At 70.7% G+C, this 24778-nt stretch carries 24 protein-coding genes and 1 pseudogene; 10 read left to right on the top strand and 15 right to left on the bottom strand.

The annotated features are described in order from the left end of the window. Nucleotides 1–16 precede the first annotated feature (16 nt). A complete protein-coding gene (locus tag CMS_RS15210) occupies nt 17–1132 on the top strand; it encodes a glycerate kinase (RefSeq protein WP_041464779.1) in 1116 nt (371 codons plus the stop codon). A gap of 12 nt (nt 1133–1144) precedes the next feature. Here CMS_RS15210 and CMS_RS15215 read toward each other — a convergent pair whose 3' ends face one another. Then, a complete protein-coding gene (locus tag CMS_RS15215; protein WP_012300298.1) occupies nt 1145–2407 on the bottom strand; it encodes a glycosyltransferase in 1263 nt (420 codons plus the stop codon). Between the two features lie 182 nt (nt 2408–2589). Between CMS_RS15215 and CMS_RS15220 the strand changes: the two genes are divergently transcribed. The 3 genes from CMS_RS15220 (at nt 2590) to CMS_RS15230 (ending at nt 5249) form a co-directional block, all read left to right on the top strand. After that, complete coding sequence (locus tag CMS_RS15220; RefSeq protein ID WP_012300299.1) at nt 2590–2979, top strand: MerR family transcriptional regulator; 390 nt, start codon at nt 2590–2592, stop codon at nt 2977–2979. A 98-nt stretch (nt 2980–3077) separates the two neighbouring features. Beyond that, entirely contained in the window at nt 3078–4703 is a 1626-nt protein-coding gene (locus tag CMS_RS15225; protein WP_012300300.1) for a peptide chain release factor 3, read from the top strand. A 123-nt stretch (nt 4704–4826) separates the two neighbouring features. Next, a complete protein-coding gene (locus CMS_RS15230) occupies nt 4827–5249 on the top strand; it encodes a CHY zinc finger protein (RefSeq protein ID WP_012300301.1) in 423 nt (140 codons plus the stop codon). 116 nt (nt 5250–5365) lie between these two features. Here CMS_RS15230 and dnaB read toward each other — a convergent pair whose 3' ends face one another. The 6 genes and pseudogenes from dnaB to CMS_RS15260 form a co-directional block, all read right to left on the bottom strand. Next, on the bottom strand, nt 5366–6745 hold the full coding sequence (gene dnaB / locus CMS_RS15235; protein WP_012039646.1) for a replicative DNA helicase: 1380 nt from the start codon (nt 6743–6745) through the stop codon (nt 5366–5368). Nucleotides 6746–7201: 456 nt separating this feature from the next. After that, nucleotides 7202–7654, bottom strand: coding sequence for a 50S ribosomal protein L9 (gene rplI, locus CMS_RS15240; protein WP_012300302.1), 453 nt, complete (start codon nt 7652–7654; stop codon nt 7202–7204). Between the two features lie 11 nt (nt 7655–7665). Next, nucleotides 7666–7929 (bottom strand): 30S ribosomal protein S18, encoded by a 264-nt coding sequence (gene rpsR / locus CMS_RS15245; RefSeq protein ID WP_012300303.1) that lies wholly within the window; start codon nt 7927–7929, stop codon nt 7666–7668. 36 nt (nt 7930–7965) lie between these two features. Next, nucleotides 7966–8520 (bottom strand): single-stranded DNA-binding protein, encoded by a 555-nt coding sequence (locus CMS_RS15250; protein WP_012300304.1) that lies wholly within the window; start codon nt 8518–8520, stop codon nt 7966–7968. Between the two features lie 102 nt (nt 8521–8622). Beyond that, nucleotides 8623–8967 (bottom strand): annotated as a pseudogene (gene rpsF, locus CMS_RS15255) (30S ribosomal protein S6); the annotation flags it as partial. Nucleotides 8968–9151: 184 nt separating this feature from the next. Further along, a complete protein-coding gene (locus tag CMS_RS15260) occupies nt 9152–10582 on the bottom strand; it encodes a CCA tRNA nucleotidyltransferase (RefSeq protein WP_041464780.1) in 1431 nt (476 codons plus the stop codon). Nucleotides 10583–10674: 92 nt separating this feature from the next. On the opposite strand from CMS_RS15260, the gene CMS_RS15265 reads away from it, so the two are divergent. The 6 genes from CMS_RS15265 (at nt 10675) to CMS_RS15290 (ending at nt 18736) form a co-directional block, all read left to right on the top strand. Continuing rightward, a complete protein-coding gene (locus CMS_RS15265) occupies nt 10675–12960 on the top strand; it encodes a DUF6049 family protein (protein ID WP_012300306.1) in 2286 nt (761 codons plus the stop codon). A gap of 39 nt (nt 12961–12999) precedes the next feature. Then, nucleotides 13000–14652 (top strand): murein biosynthesis integral membrane protein MurJ, encoded by a 1653-nt coding sequence (gene murJ, locus CMS_RS15270; RefSeq protein WP_012300307.1) that lies wholly within the window; start codon nt 13000–13002, stop codon nt 14650–14652. A gap of 156 nt (nt 14653–14808) precedes the next feature. Beyond that, complete coding sequence (gene trxB, locus CMS_RS15275) at nt 14809–15846, top strand: thioredoxin-disulfide reductase (RefSeq protein WP_012300308.1); 1038 nt, start codon at nt 14809–14811, stop codon at nt 15844–15846. Between the two features lie 68 nt (nt 15847–15914). Beyond that, entirely contained in the window at nt 15915–16238 is a 324-nt protein-coding gene (gene trxA, locus CMS_RS15280; RefSeq protein WP_012039655.1) for a thioredoxin, read from the top strand. A gap of 166 nt (nt 16239–16404) precedes the next feature. Next, nucleotides 16405–17727 (top strand): aminotransferase-like domain-containing protein, encoded by a 1323-nt coding sequence (locus CMS_RS15285; protein WP_012300309.1) that lies wholly within the window; start codon nt 16405–16407, stop codon nt 17725–17727. Nucleotides 17728–17770: 43 nt separating this feature from the next. Next, on the top strand, nt 17771–18736 hold the full coding sequence (locus tag CMS_RS15290; protein ID WP_012300310.1) for a D-alanine--D-alanine ligase family protein: 966 nt from the start codon (nt 17771–17773) through the stop codon (nt 18734–18736). A 52-nt stretch (nt 18737–18788) separates the two neighbouring features. Here the strand turns inward: CMS_RS15290 and CMS_RS15295 are convergent, their stop codons facing one another. The 8 genes from CMS_RS15295 to rpmH form a co-directional block, all read right to left on the bottom strand. Beyond that, nucleotides 18789–19781, bottom strand: coding sequence for a ParB/RepB/Spo0J family partition protein (locus CMS_RS15295; protein ID WP_012300311.1), 993 nt, complete (start codon nt 19779–19781; stop codon nt 18789–18791). Further along, nucleotides 19781–20662, bottom strand: coding sequence for a ParA family protein (locus tag CMS_RS15300; RefSeq protein ID WP_012300312.1), 882 nt, complete (start codon nt 20660–20662; stop codon nt 19781–19783). The genes CMS_RS15295 and CMS_RS15300 overlap by 1 nt, the downstream gene beginning before the upstream one ends. 149 nt (nt 20663–20811) lie before the next feature. Continuing rightward, on the bottom strand, nt 20812–21447 hold the full coding sequence (gene rsmG, locus CMS_RS15305) for a 16S rRNA (guanine(527)-N(7))-methyltransferase RsmG (RefSeq protein ID WP_012300313.1): 636 nt from the start codon (nt 21445–21447) through the stop codon (nt 20812–20814). 564 nt (nt 21448–22011) lie between these two features. Further along, entirely contained in the window at nt 22012–22542 is a 531-nt protein-coding gene (locus CMS_RS15310; protein WP_012300315.1) for a Jag family protein, read from the bottom strand. After that, on the bottom strand, nt 22539–23501 hold the full coding sequence (gene yidC, locus CMS_RS15315; RefSeq protein ID WP_012300316.1) for a membrane protein insertase YidC: 963 nt from the start codon (nt 23499–23501) through the stop codon (nt 22539–22541). Before yidC ends, CMS_RS15310 begins: the two co-directional genes overlap by 4 nt. A 10-nt stretch (nt 23502–23511) precedes the next feature. Further along, a complete protein-coding gene (gene yidD, locus CMS_RS15320; RefSeq protein ID WP_012300317.1) occupies nt 23512–23823 on the bottom strand; it encodes a membrane protein insertion efficiency factor YidD in 312 nt (103 codons plus the stop codon). Then, nucleotides 23820–24161 carry a ribonuclease P protein component gene (gene rnpA, locus CMS_RS15325; RefSeq protein WP_041464781.1) on the bottom strand — a complete coding sequence of 114 codons (342 nt, stop codon included), beginning with the start codon at nt 24159–24161 and terminating at the stop codon, nt 23820–23822. Before rnpA ends, yidD begins: the two co-directional genes overlap by 4 nt. A 3-nt stretch (nt 24162–24164) precedes the next feature. Further along, nucleotides 24165–24302 carry a 50S ribosomal protein L34 gene (rpmH, locus tag CMS_RS15330; protein ID WP_012039665.1) on the bottom strand — a complete coding sequence of 46 codons (138 nt, stop codon included), beginning with the start codon at nt 24300–24302 and terminating at the stop codon, nt 24165–24167. Nucleotides 24303–24778: the final 476 nt, after the last annotated feature.

A 24778-nucleotide genomic window follows, 5' to 3' on the forward strand; every position in this document is an offset into this window, starting at 1 on the left:
CCGGCAGACTGGCCGCATGAGCACCGCCGCTCCCCGCCCGCTGCGCGTCGTCCTGTCGCCCGACTCGCTCACCGGATCCGCCACCGCCGTCGAGGCCGCCCGTGCCCTCCGCCGCGGCTGGCTCCGCGCGCGGCCCGGCGACGACGTGGTGATCGCGCCCATGGCCGACGGCGGGCAGGGCACGCTCGACGTGCTCGCGGCGGCCGTCCCGGGAGCGCGCCGCGTACCCGTCCGCGTCATCGGACCCGACGACCGGCCGGTCGACGCGCACTGGCTCCTGCTGCCCGACGGCGCGGGTGTGGTCGAGGTCGCGTCGACGAGCGGGATCACGCTGCTGGATCCGCTCCGCCCGCTCACCGCGCACACCCGCGGCTTCGGCCAGGCGGTCCGCGCGGCCCTCGACGCCGGAGTCCCCCGCCTGCTGCTCGCGCTCGGCGGCAGCTCCTCGACCGACGGCGGCGTGGGCGCGCTCCGCGAGCTGGGCGCACGGGCGAGCCGCGCCGACGGCTCCCCGGCGGGCGACGGCGGTTTCGCGCTCGCGGGCATCGCGTCGCTCGACCTCACGCGGATCCGGGCGCTGCCGACCGGCGGCGCCCGGATCCTCGGCGACGTCCGCGCTCCCCTCACCGGTCCCGAGGGCGCGGCCGCCGTCTACGGTCCGCAGAAGGGCGCGACGCCGGCGGACGTCCGCGCGCTCGACGCCGGACTCGCGCACCTCGCCGCGCTCCTCGGCGTGGATCCGGCCACCCCGGGCACGGGCGCGGCGGGCGGCACCGCGGCGGGCCTCGTCGCGTGGGGCGCGGTCGTGGGATCCGGATCCGCGGGCGTGGCCGACGCGATCGGCCTGGCCGGTCTCCTCGCGGACGCCGACGTCGTGATCACCGGCGAGGGCCGCTTCGACGCGCAGTCGCGGACGGGCAAGGTCGCCTCCCACGTGCTCGACGTCGCCCGGGCGCACGGCACCGCGGCGATCCTCGTGGCCGGCTCCGTCGCCGCTCCCACGGTCGGGTTCGCGGCCGCGGTCTCCCTCACCGACCTCGCCGGATCCGCGGACTCCGCGCGCGCGGACGCCGTGACCTGGCTCGAGCACGCCGCCGAGGACGTGGCGCGCGGACGGGCGTGGCGCGGCTGACGCCCGAAGGTCTCAGTCCCGGGCGACGGCCGCCGGGTCCGCGCGCCCCGCGGCACCCGCAGCGCCCCGCCCCCGCGACCGCTCGCGGGAGGGCTCCTGAAGCCGCTCCCGCAGCGCGCGGTACTCCTCCGCCACGTCCGCCGCCGCGACGTCCCACGTGCGCCGGGCCGCGTGCGCCCGCGCTGAGGCCGAGAGCCGCGCGAGGGCGGGACGGTCGGCGAGCAGGTCGCGGATCGCGCGGGCCCAGTCGGCGGGATCCCGCGTCGGCACGAACACGCCGCTCACGCCGTCCCGTACCGAGTCGACGAGCCCCTCCGTCCGCGACGCGACGACGGGCGTGCCGCACGCCGCGGCCTCGAGCGCCACGAGCCCGTAGGTCTCCGCCGCCGACGGCATGAGCGCGAGGTGCGCGCCGGCGAGGACGCGGGCGGTCGCCTCCCGATCGAGCGCACCCACGAAGACGACGTCGTCCTCGAGGCCGAGCGAGCGCACGAGCGCGTGCAGGCTCGCCGCGTACGCGTCCCGGCCGGGCGAGATGCCGCCGGCGATCACGAGCAGGGGCCGGGTCGCCGGATCCAGCAGGGCCATGGCCCGCAGCGCGACGTCCTGCCCCTTCAGCGGCTGGATCCGCCCGAGCAGCACGATCCGCACCCGCCCGCCGCCGTCGCGGCCCGACGGCTCCCGCAGGAACGCCTCCTCCACGCCCGGCGCCACGACGTGCACGGCGGCGGGATCCGCGTCGTACGCCTCCACGAGCAGCCGCTTCTCCGACGCCGCGGACGCGACCACGAGGTCGGACGCGCGCACGAGCCGCCCCTCGTCCGCGAGCCGGGACGCGGGCTCCGGGGTGTCCCCCGCCACGAGCCGGCGGTTCTTGCCCGCGGACACCGAGTGGAGGGTCAGCACGTGCGGCACGCCCCACGCGCGCGCGACCGGCAGGGCCGCCACGGCCGACAGCCAGTAGTGCGCGTGCACGACGTCGGCCGGCGGCAGCGCGGCGAGGGCGTCGGCGAACGCGTCCGTGATCCCGGGCAGCTCCTCCTTCGCAAGCGGCCCGACCGGCCCCGCCCGCAGCGACAGCAGCTCGACGCCCGGCGCGACGGGCAGCACCGCCGGATCGGCCGGATCCGTGGCGCGCGTGATCAGCCGCACCTCGTGCCCCTGCCGTCCGAGGCTCCGCGCGAGCTCCAGCAGGTAGACGTTCAGCCCGCCTGCGTCGCCGGTGCTCGGGGTCTGGATCGGCGACGTGTGCAGCGAGACGAACGCGATCCTCATGGGCCCGATCCTACGAGCGCGCCCGCGCCCCCTCCCGAGCCCGACGTCCGCCGCGACCGCGCACCGCCCGGACGGGGGCAGGAGATCCGCGCCCCCGATCCGGGAGAATGGGCGGATGCGGTCGCCCGGCCGCGTCCCGCCCACTCCTCTCCTGCCCCGGGAGAGCCCGTCTGGAGGCCCGCATGACGCGCCCTGCCGGCACCGCGACCATGCAGATCGGCGAGCTCGCCGAGCGCACCGGCCTGTCGCACCGCACGCTCCGCCACTACGACGAGACCGGCCTCCTGCGCCCGTCCGGCCGCTCCGAGGGCGGCTTCCGCCTCTACACCGACGACGACCTGGAGCGCCTCCTCCTCATCCGCCGGATGAAGCCGCTCGGCTTCTCGCTCGAGGAGATGATGCGCCTGCTCGAGGTCTCGGACGCCCTCGACGCCGCCGGCCCGGACGACGACACCGCGTCCTTGCGCGCGGATCTCGCCGCCTTCGTCGCCGACGCCGAGGAGCGCCGCCGCCGCCTCGCCGAGCACCTCGCCATGGCCGACGAGTTCCTCGACCGCCTCCGAGCCCGCTGACCGGGCTCGCTCACCTGAGGCGCTGACAGCGGGCCGCGCCCACCCGCCGGCCCGACCCCGCGGATCCCCCGCCCGACACCGCCTCGTACCATGGGGAGGTGTCGACCATCACCCCTCCCCGCGCGCCCGCCTCGGCCTCCGCCTCCCCCGTGCTGCGCGAGGCGTCCCGCCGTCGCACCTTCGCCGTCATCTCCCACCCCGACGCGGGCAAGTCCACGCTCACCGAGGCGCTGCTCCTGCACGCGCACGCCATCGGATCCGCGGGCGCGGTGCACGGCAAGCAGGGCCGCAAGTCCACGGTCTCCGACTGGATGGACATGGAGAAGGAGCGCGGCATCTCGGTGAGCTCCGCCGCGATCCAGTTCACCCACCGCGACACCGTCATGAACGTCGTCGACACCCCCGGTCACGCCGACTTCTCCGAGGACACCTACCGCGTGCTCTCCGCGGTGGACGCCGCGATCATGCTCGTCGACGCCTCCCGCGGCCTCGAGACCCAGACCATGAAGCTCTTCGAGGTGTGCCGCCAGCGCCGCATCCCGATCATCACGGTCATCAACAAGTGGGACCGACCGGGTCGCGAGCCGCTCGACCTCATGGACGAGATCAAGGAGCGCACGGGCCTCCTCCCCACGCCGCTCACCTGGCCCGTCGGCGAGTCCGGCGCGTTCTTCGGCGTGGTCGACCGCTCCACCGGCGAGTGCGTGCACTTCACCCGCACGGCCGGCGGCGCGAGCATCGCCCCCGAGACCCGCATGTCGCCCGATGAGGCCCTCGCCGAGGCCGGATCCGCGTGGACCAACGCCGTCGAGGAGAGCGAGCTCCTGCACGAGGAGGGCCAGGACCACGACGAGGAGTCGTTCCTCGCCCGCCGCACCACGCCGGTGCTCTTCGCGGCCGCCGTCCTCAACTTCGGCGTGACCCACATCCTCGACGCGCTCGACGCCATCGCCCCGGCGGCGCAGCCGCGGCCCGACGAGCAGGACCGCACGCGTCCCGTCGAGGAGGACTTCTCCGGCTTCGTCTTCAAGGTCCAGTCGGGCATGAACACCGCGCACCGCGACCGCCTCGCCTTCATGCGGATCTGCTCGGGCGTCTTCCACCGCGGCATGACGGTCACGCACGCCCAGACCGGCCGCCCCTTCGTCACGAAGTACGCGCAGCAGCTGTTCGGCCGCGAGCGCTCCACCGTCGACGACGCGTACCCCGGTGACGTCGTCGGCCTCGTCAACGCGTCCAACATCCGCGTGGGCGACACGCTCTTCGACGGCGCGCCCGTCACCTTCCCGCGCCTGCCGCAGTTCGCGCCCGAGCTCTTCCGCGTGGTCCGGTCCAAGGACACGAGCACGCACAAGCAGTTCCGCAAGGGCATCGAGCAGCTGGACCACGAGGGCGTCATCCAGGTGATGCGCTCCGACCTCCGCGGCGACCAGGCGCCCGTCCTCGGCGCCGTCGGCCCCATGCAGTTCGAGGTCGTCGTGGAGCGCATGACGAACGAGTTCCGCGCGCCGCTGCGCATGGAGCCGCTCGAGTACCAGGTCGCCCGCATCACCGACGCCGCCTCCGCGCCGGCCCTCGCGAAGACCATCGGCGTCGAGGTACTGGTCCGGTCCGACGGCACGCACATCGCCCTCATCACCACGCCGTGGCGTCTCAAGGCGATCCAGCGAGACAGCCCGGAGCTCACCCTCGTCGACGCCGCGACGGCCCTGCCGGACGCGTGATGACGGGAGCGGGGGCGTGACCCCTCGGCCGGTCACGGCTCCGCGGCTCGTGACGCACGGGATGCGGGCGTGACCCCCTCAGCCGGTCATGACTCCACGCCCGGTGATCGGCGGGATGCGGCCGTGACCTCCCTGGCGGGTCACACCGCTGCCGCCGACACCGCTCCCGTCAGCGATCCGGCCATCGACGCAGTCCCTGCATCTGCCGCGGATGCCCCCGCGTGCGGCGAGACCATCGCCGTCCGAGGCCCGGCGATCGACGCCGAGACCCGCTGCATCCACTACGGCTCCCCGCTCGACGTGGTCGCCCTCCGCGCCCCGTGCTGCGACGCGTGGTACCCGTGCCACCTCTGCCACGCGGCCGTCGCGGATCACCCGCTCGCGGTGATCCCCCGCACCGAGCACCACCTGCCGGCCGCCCTCTGCGGCGTGTGCCGAGCCACCATGAGCGTGCCCGAGTACCTCGCGGCGGACTCCTGCCCGAACTGCGGCGCCGAATTCAACCCCGGCTGCGCGGCCCACGCCCACCTCTACTTCGCGCCCTGACGGGATCCGGCCACGGCACGCCCGCAGCCTCAACCGCGGTCTGCCGCTCACCCCGGGCCGTCGACTCCCGGTCGGGCAGCCTCGCGGCCCGCCTCACTGAAACCGCCCGAGTGCCGCTACCCGCCCGCCGGCATGTCCGCGAAGCGCGAGAAGTGCCCGTGGAACCCGACCGTGATGGTGCCCGTCGGCCCGTTGCGATGCTTGGCGACGATGAAGTCGGCCTCGCCCGCGCGCGGGTTGTCCTTCTCGTAGGCGCTCTCGCGGTGCAACAGGATGACCATGTCGGCGTCCTGCTCGAGCGACCCGGACTCGCGGAGGTCGGAGATGGCCGGCATCTTGTCGGCCCGCTGCTCGGGACCTCGGTTCAGCTGCGACAGCGCGATGACGGGAACCTGCAGCTCCTTCGCCATGAGCTTGAGCGCGCGCGAGAACTCCGAGACCTCCTGCTGCCGCGACTCGACCTTCTTGCCGCTCGTCATGAGCTGCAGGTAGTCGATGACGACGAGCTTCAGCCCGACCTTCTGCTTGAGCCGTCGGCACTTCGCCCGGATCTCGACGAGCGTCATGTTGGGGCTGTCGTCGATGTACAGCGGCGCGTCGTTGATGCGGCCGCGGGTCTGGGCGATGGTCGTCCAGTCGCGCGCGTCCACGGTGCCCTTGCGCATGCTCTGCAGCGGCACGGAGGCCTCCGCGGAGAGCAGGCGCATCGCGATCTCGCTGCGCCCCATCTCGAGGCTGAAGAAGATGGAGGGCATGTCGTACTTGATGCTCGCCGCCCGCGCGAAGTCGAGCGCGAGCGTGGACTTGCCGAGCGCGGGGCGCGCGGCGACGATGATGAGCTGGCCGGGGTGCAGGCCGTTGGTGAGCGCGTCGAGGTCGGCGAAGCCCGTCGGCACGCCCGTCATCTGGCCGTCCTTGCCCTTGGCCGCCTCGATCTCGTCGATGGCGACCGTGACCGCGTCCGTGAGCGGCACGTAGTCCTCGGCCTCCACGCCGCCCGTGACGCCGTAGATCTCGGCCTGCGCGTTGTTCACGAGGTCGACGACCTCGCCCTCGCTGGCATAGCCCATCTGCACGATGCGGGTGCCCGCCTCGACGAGGCGGCGCAGCACCGCCTTCTCGGCGACGATGGAGGCGTAGAAGCCGGCGTTGGCGGCCGTGGGCACGACGCTCGTGAGCGTGTGGAGGTAGTCGGCCCCGCCCGCCCGGCTCAGCTCGCCGAGCTTCGTGAGCTCGTCCGTGACGGCGATGACGTCCGTCGGCTCGCCGTGCGAGTACAGCGACAGGATGGCGTCGAAGATGATCTCGTGCTTGGGGATGTAGAAGTCGATCGCCCGCACCTGCTCGACCGCGTCGGCGACCGCGTCCTTGCTGAGCAGCATGCCGCCGATGGCGCTCTGCTCGGCGAGGAGGTCGTGCGGCGGCGTGCGCTCGTGACCCGCGCGCTTGTCGCGCTCGTCCCGTTCGCCGGCGAGACCCAGATGGGCGATGGACACGTGCGGCTCCCCTCGGTCGGCTGGGCGGATGCGCCCGCACGACCGTTCTAGCTCGGACCACCGACACCGCTCGGACGACGTCGGCCGGACCGCTGACGGGTCCCTCCGCGATCCGTTCGACGGGCGCTGCCCCACGATATGGATCCGGTCACGCCAGGACCAAATGCCCCTGTGGACGAGACTGTGGACAAAGTGGGCGAAACGCCGGAGATCGTGTGGACTACCTGGGGACAGACCTGTGCACTACTGACTTTTTTCTGGCCAGAATGCCCATCTGACCAGGCCCGGAGTTCTCCCCCACCGGTGTGGGAAAACTAGTCTGCACCAGGGCTTGAGAGTTCGTCTGCTAGGGGCTCGCCTGTGGATGGGGCTGGGGATCCAGGGCCCTCTGACCGGCTGGTTAACCGCCGATGGCGGCGGGCTCCAGGAGCCCACCGCCATCGATCTCGTGCTGCGTTACTTCGCGGCGACGACCTGCAGGCTGATCGTGGCGACGATGTCGTCACGGAGCCGGATCGTGGCCTCGTGGTTGCCCGTGCCCTTGATGGGGTTGGGGATCTCGATCTTGCGCTTGTCGACCTGGCCGATGCCGGACTCCTCGACCGCCTTGGCGATGTCGGACGTCTTGACGGAGCCGAAGAGGCGTCCGCCCTGGCCGGCCTTGACGGTCAGCTTGACGATCTTGGCCTCGAGGCGGCTCTTGAGGTCCTGCGCCTCCTCGATGGTCGCGTGCTCGCGAGCGGCACGCGCTGCCTTGATCTGCTCGATCTGCTTCTCGCCGCCGCGGCTCCAGATGACCGCGAAGCCCTGGGGCACGAGGTAGTTGCGGGAGAACCCGTTCTTGACCTCGACGACGTCTCCGGGGGAACCGAGGCCGGAGACCTCGGTCGTCAGGATTACTTTGGACATTCCATTACCCCTTAACGGCCGGAGCCGGCGTAGGGGAGAAGTGCCATCTCACGCGCGTTCTTGACTGCGCGCGCGATGAGGCGCTGCTCCTGCACCGAGACACCGGTGATGCGACGAGCGCGGATCTTTCCCCGCTCGGAGATGAACTTGCGGAGGGTGGCGACATCCTTGTAGTCGATGACGCCGACGCGGATGGACTTCGCCGGGGCGGCGTTCTTGCCGACCTTGGCTCCGCGGAGAAGCTTGCGGCGGTCGCCGCTGCTCTTTCCAGCCATGATTCTTCCTGTCTTTCGTACGTAGTGCGACGAGCCCTAGAAGGGCGTCTCGTCGTTGAAGTTGCCGGGGTTGGACCAGCCGCCGTCGCCGCCGCCGGAGTTGCCGCCTGAGCTCGCGGGGGTGCCCCACGGCTCCTCGGCCACCTGCTGCTGCTGGGGCTGTCCGCCGCCGAACTGGCCACGGCCACCGCCGCCGGAGTTGCCTCCGCCGCCGTTGCCGCCGCCGCCGGCCGCGCGCGTGACCTGTGCGGTCGCGTAGCGGAGCGAGGGGCCGATCTCGTCGACCTCGAGCTCGATGGAGGTGCGCTTCTCGCCCTCCTTCGTCTCGTACGACCGCTGCTTGAGGCGGCCGGTCGCGACGACACGCGACCCCTTGGTGAGCGAGGACGCCACGTGCTCGGCGAACTCGCGCCACACGCTCGCACGGAGGAAGAGGGCGTTGCCGTCCTTCCAGTCGTTGCTCGCGCGATCGAAGGACCTCGGCGTGGAGGCGATGGTGAAGTTGGCTACCGCCAGCCCGTTCTGCGTGTACCGCAGCTCCGGATCACTGGTGAGGTTGCCCACGACCGTGATGATGGTTTCGTCGGCCATCGACTACTCCCCGGTCTTCTCGCTGGAAGCGGCCTGCGCCGCCGGCTTGCCGGGCGTCGCCGGAGCGGCATCCGTGGCGGGCGCCTGCGGCGCGGCGTCTGCGGCCTTGGACGTGGCGGCTGCCTTGCGGGCGGCCTTCTCGTCGGCGAGCTTGCGAGCGGAGGCGACCATGGCCATGGCCTCCTCGGCACGCAGCACCTTGGTGCGCATGACGGCCTCGGACAGACCCAGCTGGCGGTCGAGCTCCTGCGTGGCCTCGCTCGTGGCGGTGAGCTGGACGACGGCGTAGATGCCCTCGTTCTTCTTGTTGATCTCGTACGCCAGTCGACGACGGCCCCAGACGTCGACGTTGTCGACGGTGCCACCGCTGGTGCGGATGACGTTGAGGAACTTGTCGAGACTGGGAGCGACGGTGCGCTCATCGATCTCGGGATCCAGGATCACCATGAGTTCGTACTGATGCGTCACTAACCCACCTCCTTCGGACTTGAACGGTCGCAGACGATCTGCGACAGGAGGGTATGTGCATCTGTCCGCGCGGGGCAGGGGAATCCCGTTGCCGGGCGGACAACCTCGTAAGACTACCGGATGGGGAGGAGCCGCACCAGGCCGGCGGTCGCGGCCATGCGGATCAGCCCTGCTCGGCGGCCCACCAGGCGACGAGGCGTCGCTCGGCCTCGTCCTCGGGGAGCGGGCCCTCGTCGAGCCGCAGCTCGAGCAGGAAGCGGTAGGCGCGGCCGACGACCGGCCCCGGCGGCACGTCGAGGATCCGCATGATCGCCTCGCCGTCGAGGTCCGGACGCACGGCGGCCATCTCCTCCTGCTCCGCAAGCTCGGCGATGCGGGCCTCGAGGTCGTCGTACGCGAAGCCGAGCCGGTCGGCCTTGCGGCGGTTCTGCGTGGTCACGTCGGCGCGCGTGAGCATGTGCAGGCGCTCGAGCTCGGGACCGGCGTCGCGCACGTACCGGCGGACGGCCGAGTCGGTCCACCCGCCCTCGGTGTAGCCGAAGAAGCGGAGGTGCAGCTCGATGAGGCGGGCCACCGACGCGATCGTGTCGTTGTCGAAGCGGAGGGCGCGGAGGCGGCGCTTCGCCATCTTGGATCCGACCACGTCGTGGTGGTGGAAGGTGACGACCCCGCCGGGCTCGAGGCGGCGCGTGGACGGCTTGCCGATGTCGTGCAGGAGCGCGGCGAGGCGGAGGACGAGGTCAGGCGCATCGCCCGGGTGGCGGGAGCGCTCGTGGTCGATGGCCTGGTCGAGCACCTGGAGCGAGTGCTGGTAGACGTCCTTGTGCCGGTGGTGCTCGTCGGCCTCCAGCTTCATTGCGGGGAGCTCGGGCAGCACGTGGTCGGCCAGGCCGCCCTCCACGAGGAGGTCGAGCCCGGCGCGCGGCTCGGGCGTGCGCAGCAGCTTCGAGAGCTCGTCGCTCACGCGCTCGACGGAGATGTCGAGGATCCGCGGGGCCATGTCGTGGATGGCCGCGAGCGCGGCGTCGTCGAGCCGGAAGCCGAGCTGCGAGGCGAAGCGGACGGCGCGCATCATGCGGAGCGGGTCGTCGCCGAACGAGACCTCGGGGGCCACGGGTGTGCGGAGCACCTGGGCGAGGAGATCGTCGATGCCGCCGGACGGGTCAACGAGCACCACCTGCGGCAGGCGCACGGCGAGCGCGTTGACCGTGAAGTCCCGGCGCACGAGGTCCTCCTCGAGGGAGGAGCCGAACTCGACCTCGGGCTTCCGGGAGACGCCGTCGTACTGGTCGGTGCGGTAGGTCGTGATCTCGACCTGCTCCCCCTTCACGCGCGCGCCGATCGTGCCGAACGCGCGGCCGATGTCCCAGTGGGCGTCGGCGACGGGCTTGACGATCTCGAGGATGCGGTCGGGGCGCGCATCCGTCGTGAGGTCGAGGTCGGTCGCGGCGCGGCCGAGGAACGCGTCGCGCACCGGGCCGCCGACCAGGGCGAGCTCATGGCCCGCCTCGTGGAAGGCACGAGCGAGCACGGCGACCGGGGGCGATGCGGCCAGCTCGCGGAGACGCTCGAGGGCCTGTGCGACGCTGTGCATGGTCGGACAGTCTACGGCGGGGCGGCGACGGGCATCGGCGTCCACGGCGAGCGCACACAGGCCGCGCGGGGCCAGCCATTTAGAATCGCCAGATGCACGCCGCGCCTCGACACGACGTCGGCCGCACCCGCACGGACAGGGCCCTCCGGCTGATCCGGCGATCCGCCAGGCGCACGATCTCCACCCTCGTGTGCGTCACGGTCGCCGCCGGGACGCTCGCCGCCGGGACGGTCGCGGGTCCGTCGACCCTGGCGCACGCGGCTACCGAGGGCGTGACCCTGACCGTGGCTCCCGCGGCCGAGGGGATCCTGACCCCCGGCGAGGACCTCGCCGTCACCGTCTCCGTGGTCAACGCGACGGACGCCGCCGTGCCTGCGGGGCGCATCGACCTCGACCTCAACCGCACCGTCCTCGACACCCGCGCGAAGGTCGACGGCTGGCTCGACACCGCGTCCACCGACCAGAACACGCGCACCGGCCCGCGCGTCGGCCGCACGGACACCCCGGAGGTGCCCGCGGGTGGCACGGTCGACGTGGCCATCTCGGTGCCGTCGGCAACCGTCGCGCTGCAGGGCAGCCGGGGCGGGTTCGGTCCGCGCGGGCTCACGGCGGAGCTCGAGGTCGGCGGCGCGGACGTCGCGACCGGGCGCGGAGCGGTCGTCTGGAGCCCGGGCGCGGATCCGGCGCCCACGCCCGTCGCGGCCGTCATGCCGCTCACCGTGCCGCCGAGCGCCTCGGACTTCGTCGACGCCGAGGCCCTCGCGACCTACACGGCACCGGGCGGCACGCTCACGCGCCAGCTCGACGCGGTGCACGGCCGGCCCGTCGCGGTGGGCATCGACCCGCGGATCATCGCGTCCATCCGGATCCTCGGCGCCGATGCCCCCGCATCCGCCGTCGAGTGGCTGCAGCGCCTCCGCGAGATGCCGAACGAGACCTTCGCGCTGGCCTGGGCGGACGCCGACGTCGCCGTGCAGGCGCAGGCCGGTGCCGCGACCCTGCTCGCGCCCACGGACACCACCTACGCCGTGCGCGCGAACCGGTTCGCGGCGCCCGGCTCGACCCCCACGCCGACCCCGAGCGCGGCTCCCACGGCCACGGAGTCGCCGGCTGCGAGCGGCGCGGGCGACGGACCCACCGTCGCGGGAGCGGAGACCGCCGCTCCCGCCGAGACGCCCGCCCCCTCCTCCAGCCCCGAGCCCAGCCCCACGCCCACGGCGCCGGCGCTCGCCCCCGTGCCGAGCCTCGCCGACCTGACCGCCTGGGACTACACGATCTCCGGCGTCTCGTGGCCTGCCGCGGGTACCGTCACCTCGGGCGACCTCGGGGTGCTCGCCGCCAGCGGCACCACGACCGCGATCCTCGCGAGCGGTGACGTGCAGTCCACCGGCACCGCGTCGGTCGGCGCCACCGGCGAGATCGGCGACACCACCGTGCTCGTGACGGACTCCCGCGTCTCCGCTCTCGTCGACCAGGCGCTCTCCGCGGAGACGGACGAGGCGTTCGGGATCACGCTGGCCCAGCTCTCCGCGACCCTCGCTGCCGACGCGCGCGCCGCGGACGGCCACGTCGTGGTCGCGGCCCTCGAGCGGGGCTGGGCGGCTTCCGGCGGTCGCCTGGGGCCGCTGCTCGACGCGATCCAGGGGCTCCCCTTCGCCGACGCCGCCCAGCTGGGCGCGGCGTTCGCCACCGCGCCCGTCCCCCTCCAGGTCGTCGACCACCCGGAGGATCCCACGCGCGTCCAGCGGGTCGCCGACGCGATGTCACTCGAGGCGCAGGTGGACGCGTTCGCCAAGTCGGTCGAACGGCCCGAGCTCATCACCGGCCAGCAGCGCATGCTCCTGCTCGCGACGCTCGCCAACCGCTGGCGCGATGACCCGGATGGGCTCGTGACCGTCCAGGATGGTTACACCGCCCAGGCGGACGCGCTGCTCGGCTCCGTCGCCATCACCACCCGCCAGAACACCGTCATCAGCGACACGACGAGTCTCCTCATCAACGTCAGCAACGAGCTCGACCAGCCCGTCACGGTGCGGCTGTCGATCATCGCGGGCAGCGGCCGGATCCGCGTCGACGACTCCGCGCTCGTCACCGTCCCCGCACACGGCAGCGCGTCGGCGCGCCCGCCCATCACCGCCATCTCGAACGGCGACGTCGTGGTCACCGCCCGGCTCACCACCGAGGACGGCAGCGTCCAGATCGGCGAGAGCGCGCCCGTCGAGCTCTTCATCCGCGCCGGCTTCGAGGCCGTCGTCACGACGCTGTTCGTCGCCGCCGTCGCCCTCCTGTTCGGCTTCGGCCTGTTCCGCAGCATCCGCAAGCGCCGTCGCGCCCGCGCCCGGCAGCTCGCCGGCCTGCCCGAGGAGATCGATGACTGACCCCGCGCCCGCGACGAGATCCCGGGCCGGAGACGCCTCGTGACCGCGTCCCCCGCTCCCCGCGGCGGCATCGGCCGCGCGTCCGCGCTACTCGCGTCGGGCACGTTCGTCTCGCGCATCCTGGGCTTCGTCAAGGCCATCGTGCTGCTGCAGACCATCGGCGCGACCCTCGGCAGCTCCAACGCGTTCTCCAACGCGAACCAGCTGCCGAACAACATCTACGTGATCATCGCGGGCGGCGTCCTCAACGCGGTCCTCGTGCCCCAGGTCGTGCGCGCCGCGAAGCACGCCGACGGCGGCGCCGGCTACATCAACAAGCTCGTCACCATCGCGATCGTCGTGCTCGGCGGCGTCACGATCCTCGCGACCGTCGGCGCCCCGGTGGTCTCGCGCCTCTACGCCGCGACGCTGCCGCCGGACGTCTTCGCGCTCGTCGTCGCGTTCGCGTACTGGTGCCTGCCGCAGATCCTCTTCTACGGGCTCTACGCCGTCCTCGGCGAGGTGCTGAACGCGCGGGGATCCTTCGGCCCGTTCACCTGGGCGCCGGTCCTCAACAACGTGGTCGCCATCGCCGGCCTCCTCGTCTTCCAGGCCATGTTCGGCTCCGGCAGCCGCCCGGTCGACGACTGGAGCCTCGACAAGATCGTGGTGCTGGCCGGATCCGCGACCCTCGGCGTCGTGGCCCAGGCGCTCATCCTCTTCGTCTTCTGGCGCCGCGTAGGCCTGCGGTTCCGCTTCGACTTCGCGTGGCGGGGCGTCGGCCTCGGCACCGCCGGGCGTCTCGCCGGCTGGACCTTCGGCATGCTCGTCGTCACGCAGCTCGCGGGCATCGCGCAGTCGAACGTGGCCAACATCGCCGCCACGTCGGACAGCCCCTCGAGCACGATCCTCCTCAACGCGTGGCTGTTCTTCATGCTGCCGCACTCGATCTTCGCCGTCTCCATCGCCACCGCCTACTTCACGCGCATGAGCACGCACGCGGGCGAGGGCGAGGGCGAGGGCGAGGGCGAGGGCGACCACGACAGCATGCGCGCGGACCTGTCCTCCGCGGTGCGGCTCGTCGCCCTCATGACCGTCCTGTCCACCGCACTCATCGCGGTGCTGGCCGGGCCCGTGGCGCGTGTGATGGTCTCCGGCGACATCGGCGAGGTCCGCGGCTACGGCATCGTGCTCATCGCGTTCATCCTCGGCCTGCCGGCATTCAGCACCCTGTTCGTGCTGCAGCGCGCCTTCTACGCGCTCTCGGACACGCGCACGCCGTTCCTCATCCAGTGCGCGCAGGTCGTGCTGTTCATCGCCGGCGCGCTCGTCATCGCGCAGCAGCCGGTCGAGCGGATCGGCGTGGGGCTCGCCGTGCTGCAGACCGTCACGGTCACCGGCCAGGCCGTGCTGGCCGCCGGGCTGCTCCGCCGGCGCATCGGCCGCATCGACGGGCGTCGGATCCTCCGCAGCGCCGTCCGCTTCGTCGTCGCCGCCGTGCCGACCGCACTCGTCGGCATCGCGCTGCTGTCCCTCGTCTCGGGCGGCGCGTTCGACGGCGTCGGCGTCGCGTCGAAGGGCCAGGCGCTCCTCGTCGGGATCCCCCTGGCCGCCGTCATGACGGCCGTCTACCTCGCCGCCCTCGCCGCGATGCGCTCGTCCGAGCTGCAGCAGCTCGCGGGCCCCGTCATGCGCCGCATCCGCCGCCGCTGAGCGCCCGCCTGGCCTACCGCCGGACGCGCTGGCACCCGTGTCCGCTCCCGCGCTCCCGCCCGGTGGAGCCGCAGGAATAGCCGCTACCGTGGGTCTGTTGCAGAGGTGAGCGGGCACCGGGAAGGCGCCCCGCCGAGCAGTGGAGGAGAAGCCGTCGTGCGTCAGATCATCATCATCGGTTCGGGTCCCGCGGGATACACGGCCGCCATCTACGCCGCGCGCGCCAACCTCACGCCCCTCCTCATCGCGAGCTCGGTCGAGGCCGGCGGCGAGCTCATGAACACCACCGAGGTCGAGAACTACCCCGGCTTCACCGACGGCATCCAGGGCCCGGATCTCATGATGGCGATGCAGGCGCAGGCCGAGCGCTTCGGCACCGAGGTCGTCCTCGACGACGTCACGTCCGTCGACCTGAAGGGCGACGTCAAGCGCGTCACCCTCGGCAACGGCGACGTGCACGAGTCGCTGGCGGTCATCGCCGCCACCGGATCCGCGTACCGCAAGCTCGGCCTCCCTGCCGAGGACCGCTTCAGTGGCCACGGCGTCTCCTGGTGCGCCACGTGCGACGGCTTCTTCTTCCGCCAGAAGACCATCGCCGTCGTAGGCGGCGGCGACAGCGCGATGGAGGAGGCGGCCTTCCTCACGCGCTTCGCGGAGAAGGTCTACGTGATCCACCGCAAGGACAGCCTGCGCGCCTCGAAGATCATGCAGGACCGCGCGTTCGAGAACCCGAAGATCGAGTTCGTCTGGAACGCGCAGGTGGTCGACATCACGGGCGGCGAGAAGGTCGACGGCGTCGTGCTCGAGGACACCGTCACGGGCGAGCAGCGTCGGCTCGCGCTCGACGGCCTCTTCATCGCCATCGGCAACGACCCGCGCACGCACCTCTTCCACCAGCAGCTCGAGCTCACCTCCGAGGGCACCATCGCCGTCGAGGGCCGCTCGTCGCGCACGAACCTGCCGGGCGTCTTCGCCGCCGGCGACGTGATCGACCCCACGTACCGCCAGGCCATCACCGCCGCCGCCTCGGGCACCGTCGCGGCGCTCGACGCGGAGCACTTCCTCGCGTCCCTGCCCGACACGCTGCTCGACGCGGCCTCCGACGGACCGGACGGACCCGCGGGCCACGGCGCGCCGGCAGCCGGCAGCGTGGTGGATCCCGACGGCGAGCTCGTCGGCGCCGACCACCAGTAGCCGCACCCCTCATCACGACCCGATCCGGCATCCGCTCGGATCCACGCGAACCACACGAAGGAGAAACCATGTCCCACTCCCGCGACGTCACCGACGCCAGCTTCCAGGCCGACGTCCTGGACGCCGAGAAGACCGTCATCGTCGACTTCTGGGCGCCTTGGTGCGGCCCCTGCAAGGCCGTCTCCCCCGTCCTCGACCAGATCGCCGCCGAGAACCCCGGCATCGAGCTCGTCAAGATCGACGTGGACGACAACCCCGAGATCGCCATGAAGTACAAGATCACGTCGATCCCGGCCATGAAGGTGTTCCAGAAGGGCGAGGTCGTCAAGACCGTCATCGGCGCGAAGCCGAAGCCCGCGCTCGAGCAGGAGTTTGCGGACTTCCTCAAGTAGCAGCCGCTCGCGCCTGACCGGCGACGAGCATCACCGGAGGGCCCGGCACCGAGAGGTGCCGGGCCCTCCGTCGTTCGGCCGACCCTCGGCAGCGGACGGACGACGATGGGGATCGCGGGCCGTCGCCCGTTAGGCTGGACGGCAATCGGACAGTGAGAGACGTGACGTGACACCTGCAGGCAGCCCCCGCGAATCCGCGGGCACCAACCTCGACCCCTGGTTCCCCCATTACGCGGAGAGGACCTCTGGCCTCAGCGCCTCCGAGGTGCGCGCCCTATTCGCCGTGGCCTCGCGCCCCGAGGTCGTCTCCCTCGCCGGCGGCATGCCGTTCGTCTCCGCCCTCCCCCAGGAGCTCATCGTCACGGCGATGGAGAAGGTCATGCGCGAGCGCGGCTCCGTGGCCTTGCAGTACGGCGGCGGCCAGGGCACGCCCGAGCTCCGCGAGGACATCCTCGAGATCATGGCGCTCGAGGGCATCCGCGGCAGCGTCGACGACATCGTCACCACCACGGGCTCGCAGCAGGCGCTCGACCTCGTCACCAAGCTGTTCATCGACCCGGGCGACGTGATCCTCGCGGAGGCCCCCAGCTACGTCGGCGCCATCGGCGTCTTCCGCAGCTACCAGGCTGTGGTCGAGCACGTCGTCATGGATGACGACGGCCTCGTCCCCGAGGCGCTGCGCGAGGCGATCGCGCGGATCCGTGGCGAGGGCCGCACGATCAAGTTCCTCTACACGGTCCCCAACTTCCACAACCCAGCCGGCGTCACGATGTCCGCCGCTCGGCGCCCGGAGATCCTCGAGATCTGCCGCTCGAACGACATCCTCGTCCTCGAGGACAACCCCTACGGCCTCCTCTGGTTCGATCGCCCCGCGCCGGACGCCATGCGCAGCCTCGACGACGAGGGCGTCATCTACCTCGGGTCCTTCTCGAAGACGCTGGCGCCCGGCTTCCGGGTCGGCTGGGCGCTCGCGCCGCACGCCATCCGCGAGAAGCTCATCCTCGCGCAGGAGTCGGCGGTGCTCTCCCCCAGCTCCTTCAGCCAGCTGATCATCTCCGAGTACCTGCACGCATCCGACTGGAAGGGCCAGATAGACACCTTCCGCGGCGTGTACCGCGAGCGGCGCGATGCCACGCTCTCGGCGCTCCAGGAGCACCTCCCGGGACTCACCTGGACCGTCCCCAACGGCGGCTTCTACGTCTGGCTGAAGCTCCCCGAGCAGCTGGACTCCAAGCAGATGCTCCCTCGCGCCGTCACGGCGCTCGTGGCATACACGCCCGGTACCGCGTTCTACGCCGACGGGCGCGGACGAGACGCCATCCGCCTGTCGTTCTGCTACCCGACGCCGGAGCGCATCCGCGAGGGCGTCCGCCGCATGGCGGGCGTGATCGACGACGAGCTGGATCTCCTCACGACGTTCTCCGGCACGGGCGCGCTCGCCTCACGTCCCACGACGTCCGTCGTCACCCCGCCGCCCGACCTCGACTGACCCTCCGCGTCCACGTACACCGACCGCAACCGGATCGAGCAAGATGACCGCACACGAGCCCCTTTCCGTCCTCGTCCTCGCGGGCGGCATCTCCCATGAGCGCGACGTGTCGCTCCGCAGTGGGCGCCGCGTGGTGGACGCCCTCCGAGGAGCGGGTGTCGTGGCGTCCCTTCGTGACCCCGACGCCACCCTCCTCGACTTCCTGCGCGAGACGCCCCCTGCCGTCGTCTGGCCGGTCCTCCATGGCGCGAGCGGAGAGGACGGCGCGCTCCTCGGCTTGCTCGAGCTCGCCGGCGTCCCGTACGTGGGCTCCTCCGCCCGCGCCGCCCGCCTCGCGTGGGACAAGCCGACCGCCAAGGCGATCGCGGGGACCGTCGGGATCCGGACGCCGCGATCCGTGACCCTGCCGAAGGACACGTTCCGCGAGCTCGGAGCGGCAGCCGTCCTCCGGCTCGTGACCGAGGCCGTGCCCGCCCCGTACGCCGTCAAGCCGGCCCGCGGCGGATCCGCGCAGGGCGTCACGATCGTGCGGGACGCGGACGCCCTTCCCCGGGCGATGGTGGACGCCTACACCTACGGCGACGTCGCCCTTATCGAGCAGCTCATCGAGGGCACCGAGGTCGCGATCGGCGTCATCGACACCGGCGCCGGCCCCGAGGCCCTGCCTGCGACGGAGATCGTCCCCACCTCCGGCGTGTACGGCTACGAGGCGCGCTACAACGCGGGTCTCACGCGCTTCTACACGCCGGCACGCATCTCCCCCGAGGAGGCCGCCGCGGCCTCCACCGCGGCCGTCGGGATCCACCGCGCGCTCGGCATCGGCCAGATGTCGCGAGTCGACATCATCATCGACGCCGCGGGCGAGCCGTGGTTCCTCGAGGTCAACGTCATCCCCGGCCTCACGGAGACGTCATTGCTCCCCCAGGGCCTCGCTGCCGCGGGCATCGAGGTGGGCGATCTGTACCGTCGGCTCGCCGAAGCCGCGCGGGACGCCTCGACCATCCGCTGACTCCGCCGCGCGTGGCGACGGAAGTCGCCCACTCGGGCTGTGTCCGGACGCGTCAGCTGGCGTCAGCGTGCGGCACGCCCATCTCCTGGGCGATGCGCGTCAGGTCCCCCACGGTCGCGAAGTCGATCACGATCTGGCCCTTCTGCGCCGACATCGTCACTCGTACGCTCGTGTTCAGGTGATCCCCGATACGCTGCGCCGTCTCGTCCAGATGGGCGTTGCGCGCCGAGGTGGAGCTCTTCCGCGGCTTCGTGGCCTTCTGGCCGCGCTGGGCCGCCGCCTCAGCGGCGCGGACGGAGAGATCCTCGTTGACGATCTTCTCGGCGAGGTGGCGCATCGCGTCCTCATCGCCCGAGGACAGGATCGCACGTGCATGACCCGCGGACAGGACGCCGGCGGCGACGCGGTGCTGCACGTCCTCCGGAAGGCGCAGCAGTCGGATCGTGTTGGTGATCTGCGGCCTGGATCGCCCGAGACGCTGTGCGAGCTCGTCCTGCGTGATGGCGAAGTCGGCCAGGAGCTGCTGGTATGCGCTGGCCTCCTCGAGCGGGTTCAGCTCCGACCGGTGCAGGTTCTCGAGCAACGCGTCACGGAGCATGGACTCGTCGGCGGTGTCCTTAATGACAGCCGGGATGGTGTGCAACCCGAGCTCCTTTGTGGCACGCAGCCGGCGCTCCCCCATCACGAGCTCGTAGCGCGCCCGTCCATCAGCGTCGGCCCCCAGCGGACGGACGACGATGGGCTGGAGCACCCCGTACTCCCGGATGGAGACCATGAGCTCCTGGAGCTCCTCCTGGCGGAAGTCGGTACGCGGCTGCTGCGCGTTGGGGGTGATGTCCGCGGGATCGAGGTTCGCGAGGCGCGCTCCCGGCACGGCCACGAGCTCGGGTTCGCTCGTGCCCTGCGCATCCCCCTGGTGGACGCCGCTCGGCGCGCCAGCGCCGATGCTGTCGGGGAAGAAGACGTCGACGGGCCGGCTGCGCTCGTCGGAGGTGGGGATGAGCGCGCCGATGCCACGCCCCAGGCCGGTTCTCTTGGTTGCCATCAGTTCTGGGCTCCTCGGTGTGCGATCTCGGCCGCGGCCTCCAGGTAGGAGAGCGCGCCAGGTGAGTTGGGGTCGTAGCTGATCACGCTCTGCCCGTAGCTGGGCGCCTCGCTGATGCGGACGGACCTCGGGATGAGTGTCGTCAACGTCTGCTGTGGGAAGTGCTCACGCACCTCCGCTGCGACCTGCTGCGCGAGGTTCGTACGTCCGTCGTACATGGTCAGCAGGATGGTCGACATCGACAGCTCGGGGTTCAGGTGCTGCGATATCAGCTCGATGTTTGACAGCAGCTGACTCAGACCCTCGAGGGCGTAGTACTCGCATTGGATGGGGATCAGCACCTCCTTGGCGGCGCTGAATGCGTTGATCGTGAGCAACCCCAACGACGGCGGGCAGTCGATCAGGACGTAGTCGAAGTCTTGACCGCGGTCTGACGCCAGGAACGCATCCAGTGCCAGTCGCAGGCGTCGTTCCCGTTGCGGCAGGTTGACGAGCTCGATCTCGGCTCCAGCGAGGTGGATCGTGGCCGGGACGCAGAAGAGCGTGTCGAACTCCGGGCTGCTCTGCACCGCATCCTCGACCGGCGCGGAGTTGACGAGCACGTCGTAGACGCTCGTCAGGTCACTGGACCGGTCGGCACCCAATGCCGTCGATGCGTTTCCCTGCGGATCCAGGTCGATGACCAGCGTCCGAGATCCCGATTTCGCCAGCGCGGCAGCGAGGTTCACCGTGGACGTGGTCTTGCCCACGCCGCCCTTCTGATTGGCGATCGTGAAGACCCGCGTGCGCGTGGGGCGTGGCAGGACGAGTCCGGCGAGAGCCTTCCGTCGTCGGCTCGTCTCGGAGAGCTCACGAGCTATGGGGCTGAGGTCGTCATCCATGGGTGACTCTCCGTCGATCGATCGGGACGATGAAAACGAATGGACGGCTGACATGTTTCACGTGGAACATTTGTCGCCGTCCTGTCGCCTAAGGAATGTGAATACACATGCCATCAGCACTTCTTTCCGTGGCCGCCCGAGCCGACGCATCAAGCGACACGTGCCCGGATGACTCGCGTCACCTCGTCGACCTGTCCTGCTCCCAACGTGATGACTTCGACATCCTCCAGGTGATGCTTGCGAATGGCCCTGCTCGCGGCCTCCACTTCCCGCTCCGCGTTCGCACCCTTCATGAGCACGAGTTCTCCGCCGGTCTTCACAAGCGGCACTGTCAGCGGGATCAGCTTGGAAAAGGCGCTGACTGCCCGGGCGGTCACTTGATCAAGGCTAATCTCGTTCGCGACATCCTCTGCGCGAGCGCGTCGGACCTGCACGTTGTCCAACCCGAGATGCGCGACCTGTTCTTCGAGCCAGGCTACGCGACGTTCCATGGGTTCGATGAGCACGAAGTCGACGTCGGGACGCGCGATGGCCAGCACCAGACCGGGCAGGCCGGCCCCGGTTCCGATGTCTCCGACCACACCAGGATTCAGAAGCGGTGCGACCAGCACGGAGTTGATGATGTGGCGCGACCAGAGCCGTGGGGGCTCGAGCGGGCCGATGAGCCCGAGTTCCTCTCCCCTGCTCCCGAGCTGCGACGCGAATTCACGTGCGACAGGCATGCGGACACCGAACAGTGACGCTGCGATGGGTGGTTCCATCTCTACGCTCGTATGCTCCGGCATCGCACATCCATCCTCTTATCGGTGGCTTCCCCAGCCCCATGCGTCGAAGTCACCTGACAGCCTGAGTTATCGGCGCCGTCCGCGTTTGCCGCCCGTGCGAGTTTAGCGTCGATCGTCGCGGGCCACGATCACGCGCGCGGTGCCGCGCTCCGTAGCGGCGGTCGAGGAGAGGGCCCGTGGGATGTTCCACGTGAAACATGTCTCTCGACTGCTCGTGTCACACTTCGATGAATTCTTGTGGAGTGAGCGCCACACCACGTTCACCTCCATGCGCCGCATCGCGTGTTTCACGTGAAACATCTGCTGCAGGCCTCTGCACGGGTGTCAGGCGCTCGCACTCGTCCACCCCGCACACGAGATCAGGAATTGTAGAACCACTTGCCCACGCCTGCAGACCGGCCTTGACTGGCCGGAGCACATCGCAGTCATACTCAAATGTGTGAACGGCCGCATGGTCCCGTGTGCCAACACGTTCGTGTTAGCACGCGATCCGAACACTCGACACGCGGGCACGCAGAAGGCCCAGTCCAACGGACTGGGCCTCGCCGACTCACGCGTCGGTTCTCACGCCTTCGTGATCACCGTGTGCCGGTCGCGTCCTTCACCTTCGGACTTGGACGTGTATCCACGCTCCGCCACGATGTCATGCACGAGCTTCCGCTCATACGACGACATGGGAGCCAGGGACGCACTCGCTGACCCAGCCGAGATGCGCTCGATGGCACGGTCGACGAGCTGCCCCAGCTCGACCTGACGCGCATCCCGCGAGCCGCCGACATCGAGGATCAGCCGGCTGAACACACCCGTCTTGTTCTGGACGGCAAGCCGGGTGAGCTCCTGGAGCGCCGTGACGGTCTCTGGATTCGACAGCAGGCGCAGATCCTCCGAGTCCGCGGCATCCACGGACACGTAGGCACGCCCTCCACGCTGATCGATGTCGATGTCACCGTCGAGGTCGCAGATGTCGAGGAGCTCCTCGATGTAGTCGGCCGCGATGTCCCCCTCGTCGACGCCCGAGGTGGTGACCTCAGTCTCGACCTCGTCCGCGGTGGGGGCGGTGCCGTCGTGATCCGTGCCGTTCGCCACGTCCGTCATCGGCTCTTGGATCCTGCCTGCTTCTTGGCACGGTTCTTGCTCACGGGCTGCTGACGCTGAGCCGGCTTGCGCTCCTCGACCACGATGGTCGACGACTCCGCCGACACCTCAGGGGCCACGAGCTTGCCCTTGCGGGCGAGACGCGCTTCACGCGCACGAGCGGCCTCGCTGCCCGGCGTGGGCATGTTGCGGATGACGAGGAACTGCTGGCCCATGGTCCAGAAGTTCGAGACCAGCCAGTAGAACATGACGCCGAGCGGGAACGCGATGCCGGACACGGCGAACACCAGCGGGAGGATGTACAGCAGGATGCGCTGCTGCTTGAACATCGGGCTGGCCTTGGTCTCCTCGGACATGTTCTTCGCCATGATCTGCAGCTGCGTGATGAACTGCGACGCGCTCATGAGGATGACCATGGTCGTCGCGATCACGATGACCGTGATGTTGCCGTTGGCCGTGGAGATGGCGGACTGCAGCGGAGCGCCGAGGAACGACGACTCACCGAACGACCGGGAGAGCTGCTCGTTGAGCAGGCCGATGCCCGGGAGCTCTTCGACCGCGGCACGGTGGAGGACCGAGTACAGCGAGAAGAAGATCGGCATCTGCAGGAGCAGCGGTAGGCAGCTGCTCAGGGGGTTCGTCCCGGTGTCCTTGTACAGCGCCATGGTTTCGCGGGACATGGCCTCGCGCGAGAACTGGTCGCGCTTGCCCTTGTACTTGTCCTGGATCTTCTTCAGCTGCGGCACGACCTCCATCATGCGGCGCTGGTTCTTGATCTGCCGGACGAAGATCGGGATGAGCGCAGCGCGGACCACGAGGACGAGGCCCACGATGGAGAGCACCCACGTCGCCCCGTTGTCGGGATCCAGCCCGAGGGTGGTCCAGAGCGTGTGGAAGCCGACCAGGATGAGTTCTATGACCCACTTGATCGGCCACAGGATCGTTCCGAGGAAGTCCATGAGGTGGTCGTTAGCCCTTTCCGTGGCTGGGTGCGACGACGAATCCGTACCTCGTGCGCCGGTACTGCTGGACCTGACGGGCGGGGACGTCGTCGATGCCGCCCTCCGCCCAGGGGTGGCACCGGCATACGCGCCACACGGCGAGGCCGCCCCCGCGGATGAGCCCGTGCTCCTGGACGGCCTCGAGGCCGTACGCGGAACAGGACGGGTAGTACCTGCAAACATCCCCGTACAGAGGAGAGACGATGCGTCGGTAGAGACCGATGACCGCGATCGCCGCGTTCCGGGGCGCTAGGACGACAGAGGTCAGTACCCTCTTCATAGCGTCCTCACGGCCCGCGTCACGGCTGACGCGATCTCCTCCTGCAGGGTATCCCACGCTGTCCGCTCCATACCTGGCAGTACGCGGATCACGATCGAGACGCCCGGGCAGAGTGTCGGCAGGAGACCTGCGGTGACCGCCTTGAGGCGCCTGCGGACCAAGTTCCGGGTCACGGCATTGCCGACCTTCTTCGAGACGATGAATCCGAATCGGGTCGGTGCGTCTGACGGACCGGCGAGCGCAGACACGACCGCGGTCCCCGTCGACGTCCGGCGCCCCCGCCTGACGATGGTGCGGTAGTCCGCACCGCTCGTCACGCGGTTCCGCCGAGCGAGCACGTGCTACGCGGAGAGCTCGGTGCGTCCCTTGCCACGGCGGGCGGCGAGGATGGCACGGCCGGCGCGGGTGCGCATGCGAAGGCGGAAGCCGTGCTTCTTGGCCTTCTTGCGGTTGTTCGGCTGGAAGGTGCGCTTGCTCACGGTGAGTCTCCACTCAGGTTGGTCCACAGGGCCGACGAGTGCGGCTGGGAAGATGGGGCAGCCTCGAGGGCTGGGTCAACTGCCTAAATCTACGGGCCGGGCGGCCTTCGGTCAAACCCGCGAACCGGATCGTGATTATCCACACGGATCGGACATCGGCCGGTACCGACATGCCGGCGTCGATAGGGTCGATTTGTCCTGATCTCCGACAGTGGCTACCGTGTGGCGTGGCCGCGACGCGTCGGGGATCACCCGCGCGGTGTTGACGGCCCGTTCGCACACAGGGTGGATAACCCTGTGAGTAACTATGCTGTCCGCGGTCGCGGTACCCGGATGGTGCGCACCCTCGGAGCCTCCGAGGACGGACGCCGCACGCATGACCGCGACGCCCTTCCAGCGTCGACAGCAGTCCGCGCACCGCGAGGCGGCCCCGGCACCAGCCGCGGACCGAGCCTGGTGACGGCAGATGGGGAAAC

It is taken from the genome of Clavibacter sepedonicus (assembly GCF_000069225.1).
GTDB classification, from domain to species: domain Bacteria; phylum Actinomycetota; class Actinomycetes; order Actinomycetales; family Microbacteriaceae; genus Clavibacter; species Clavibacter sepedonicus.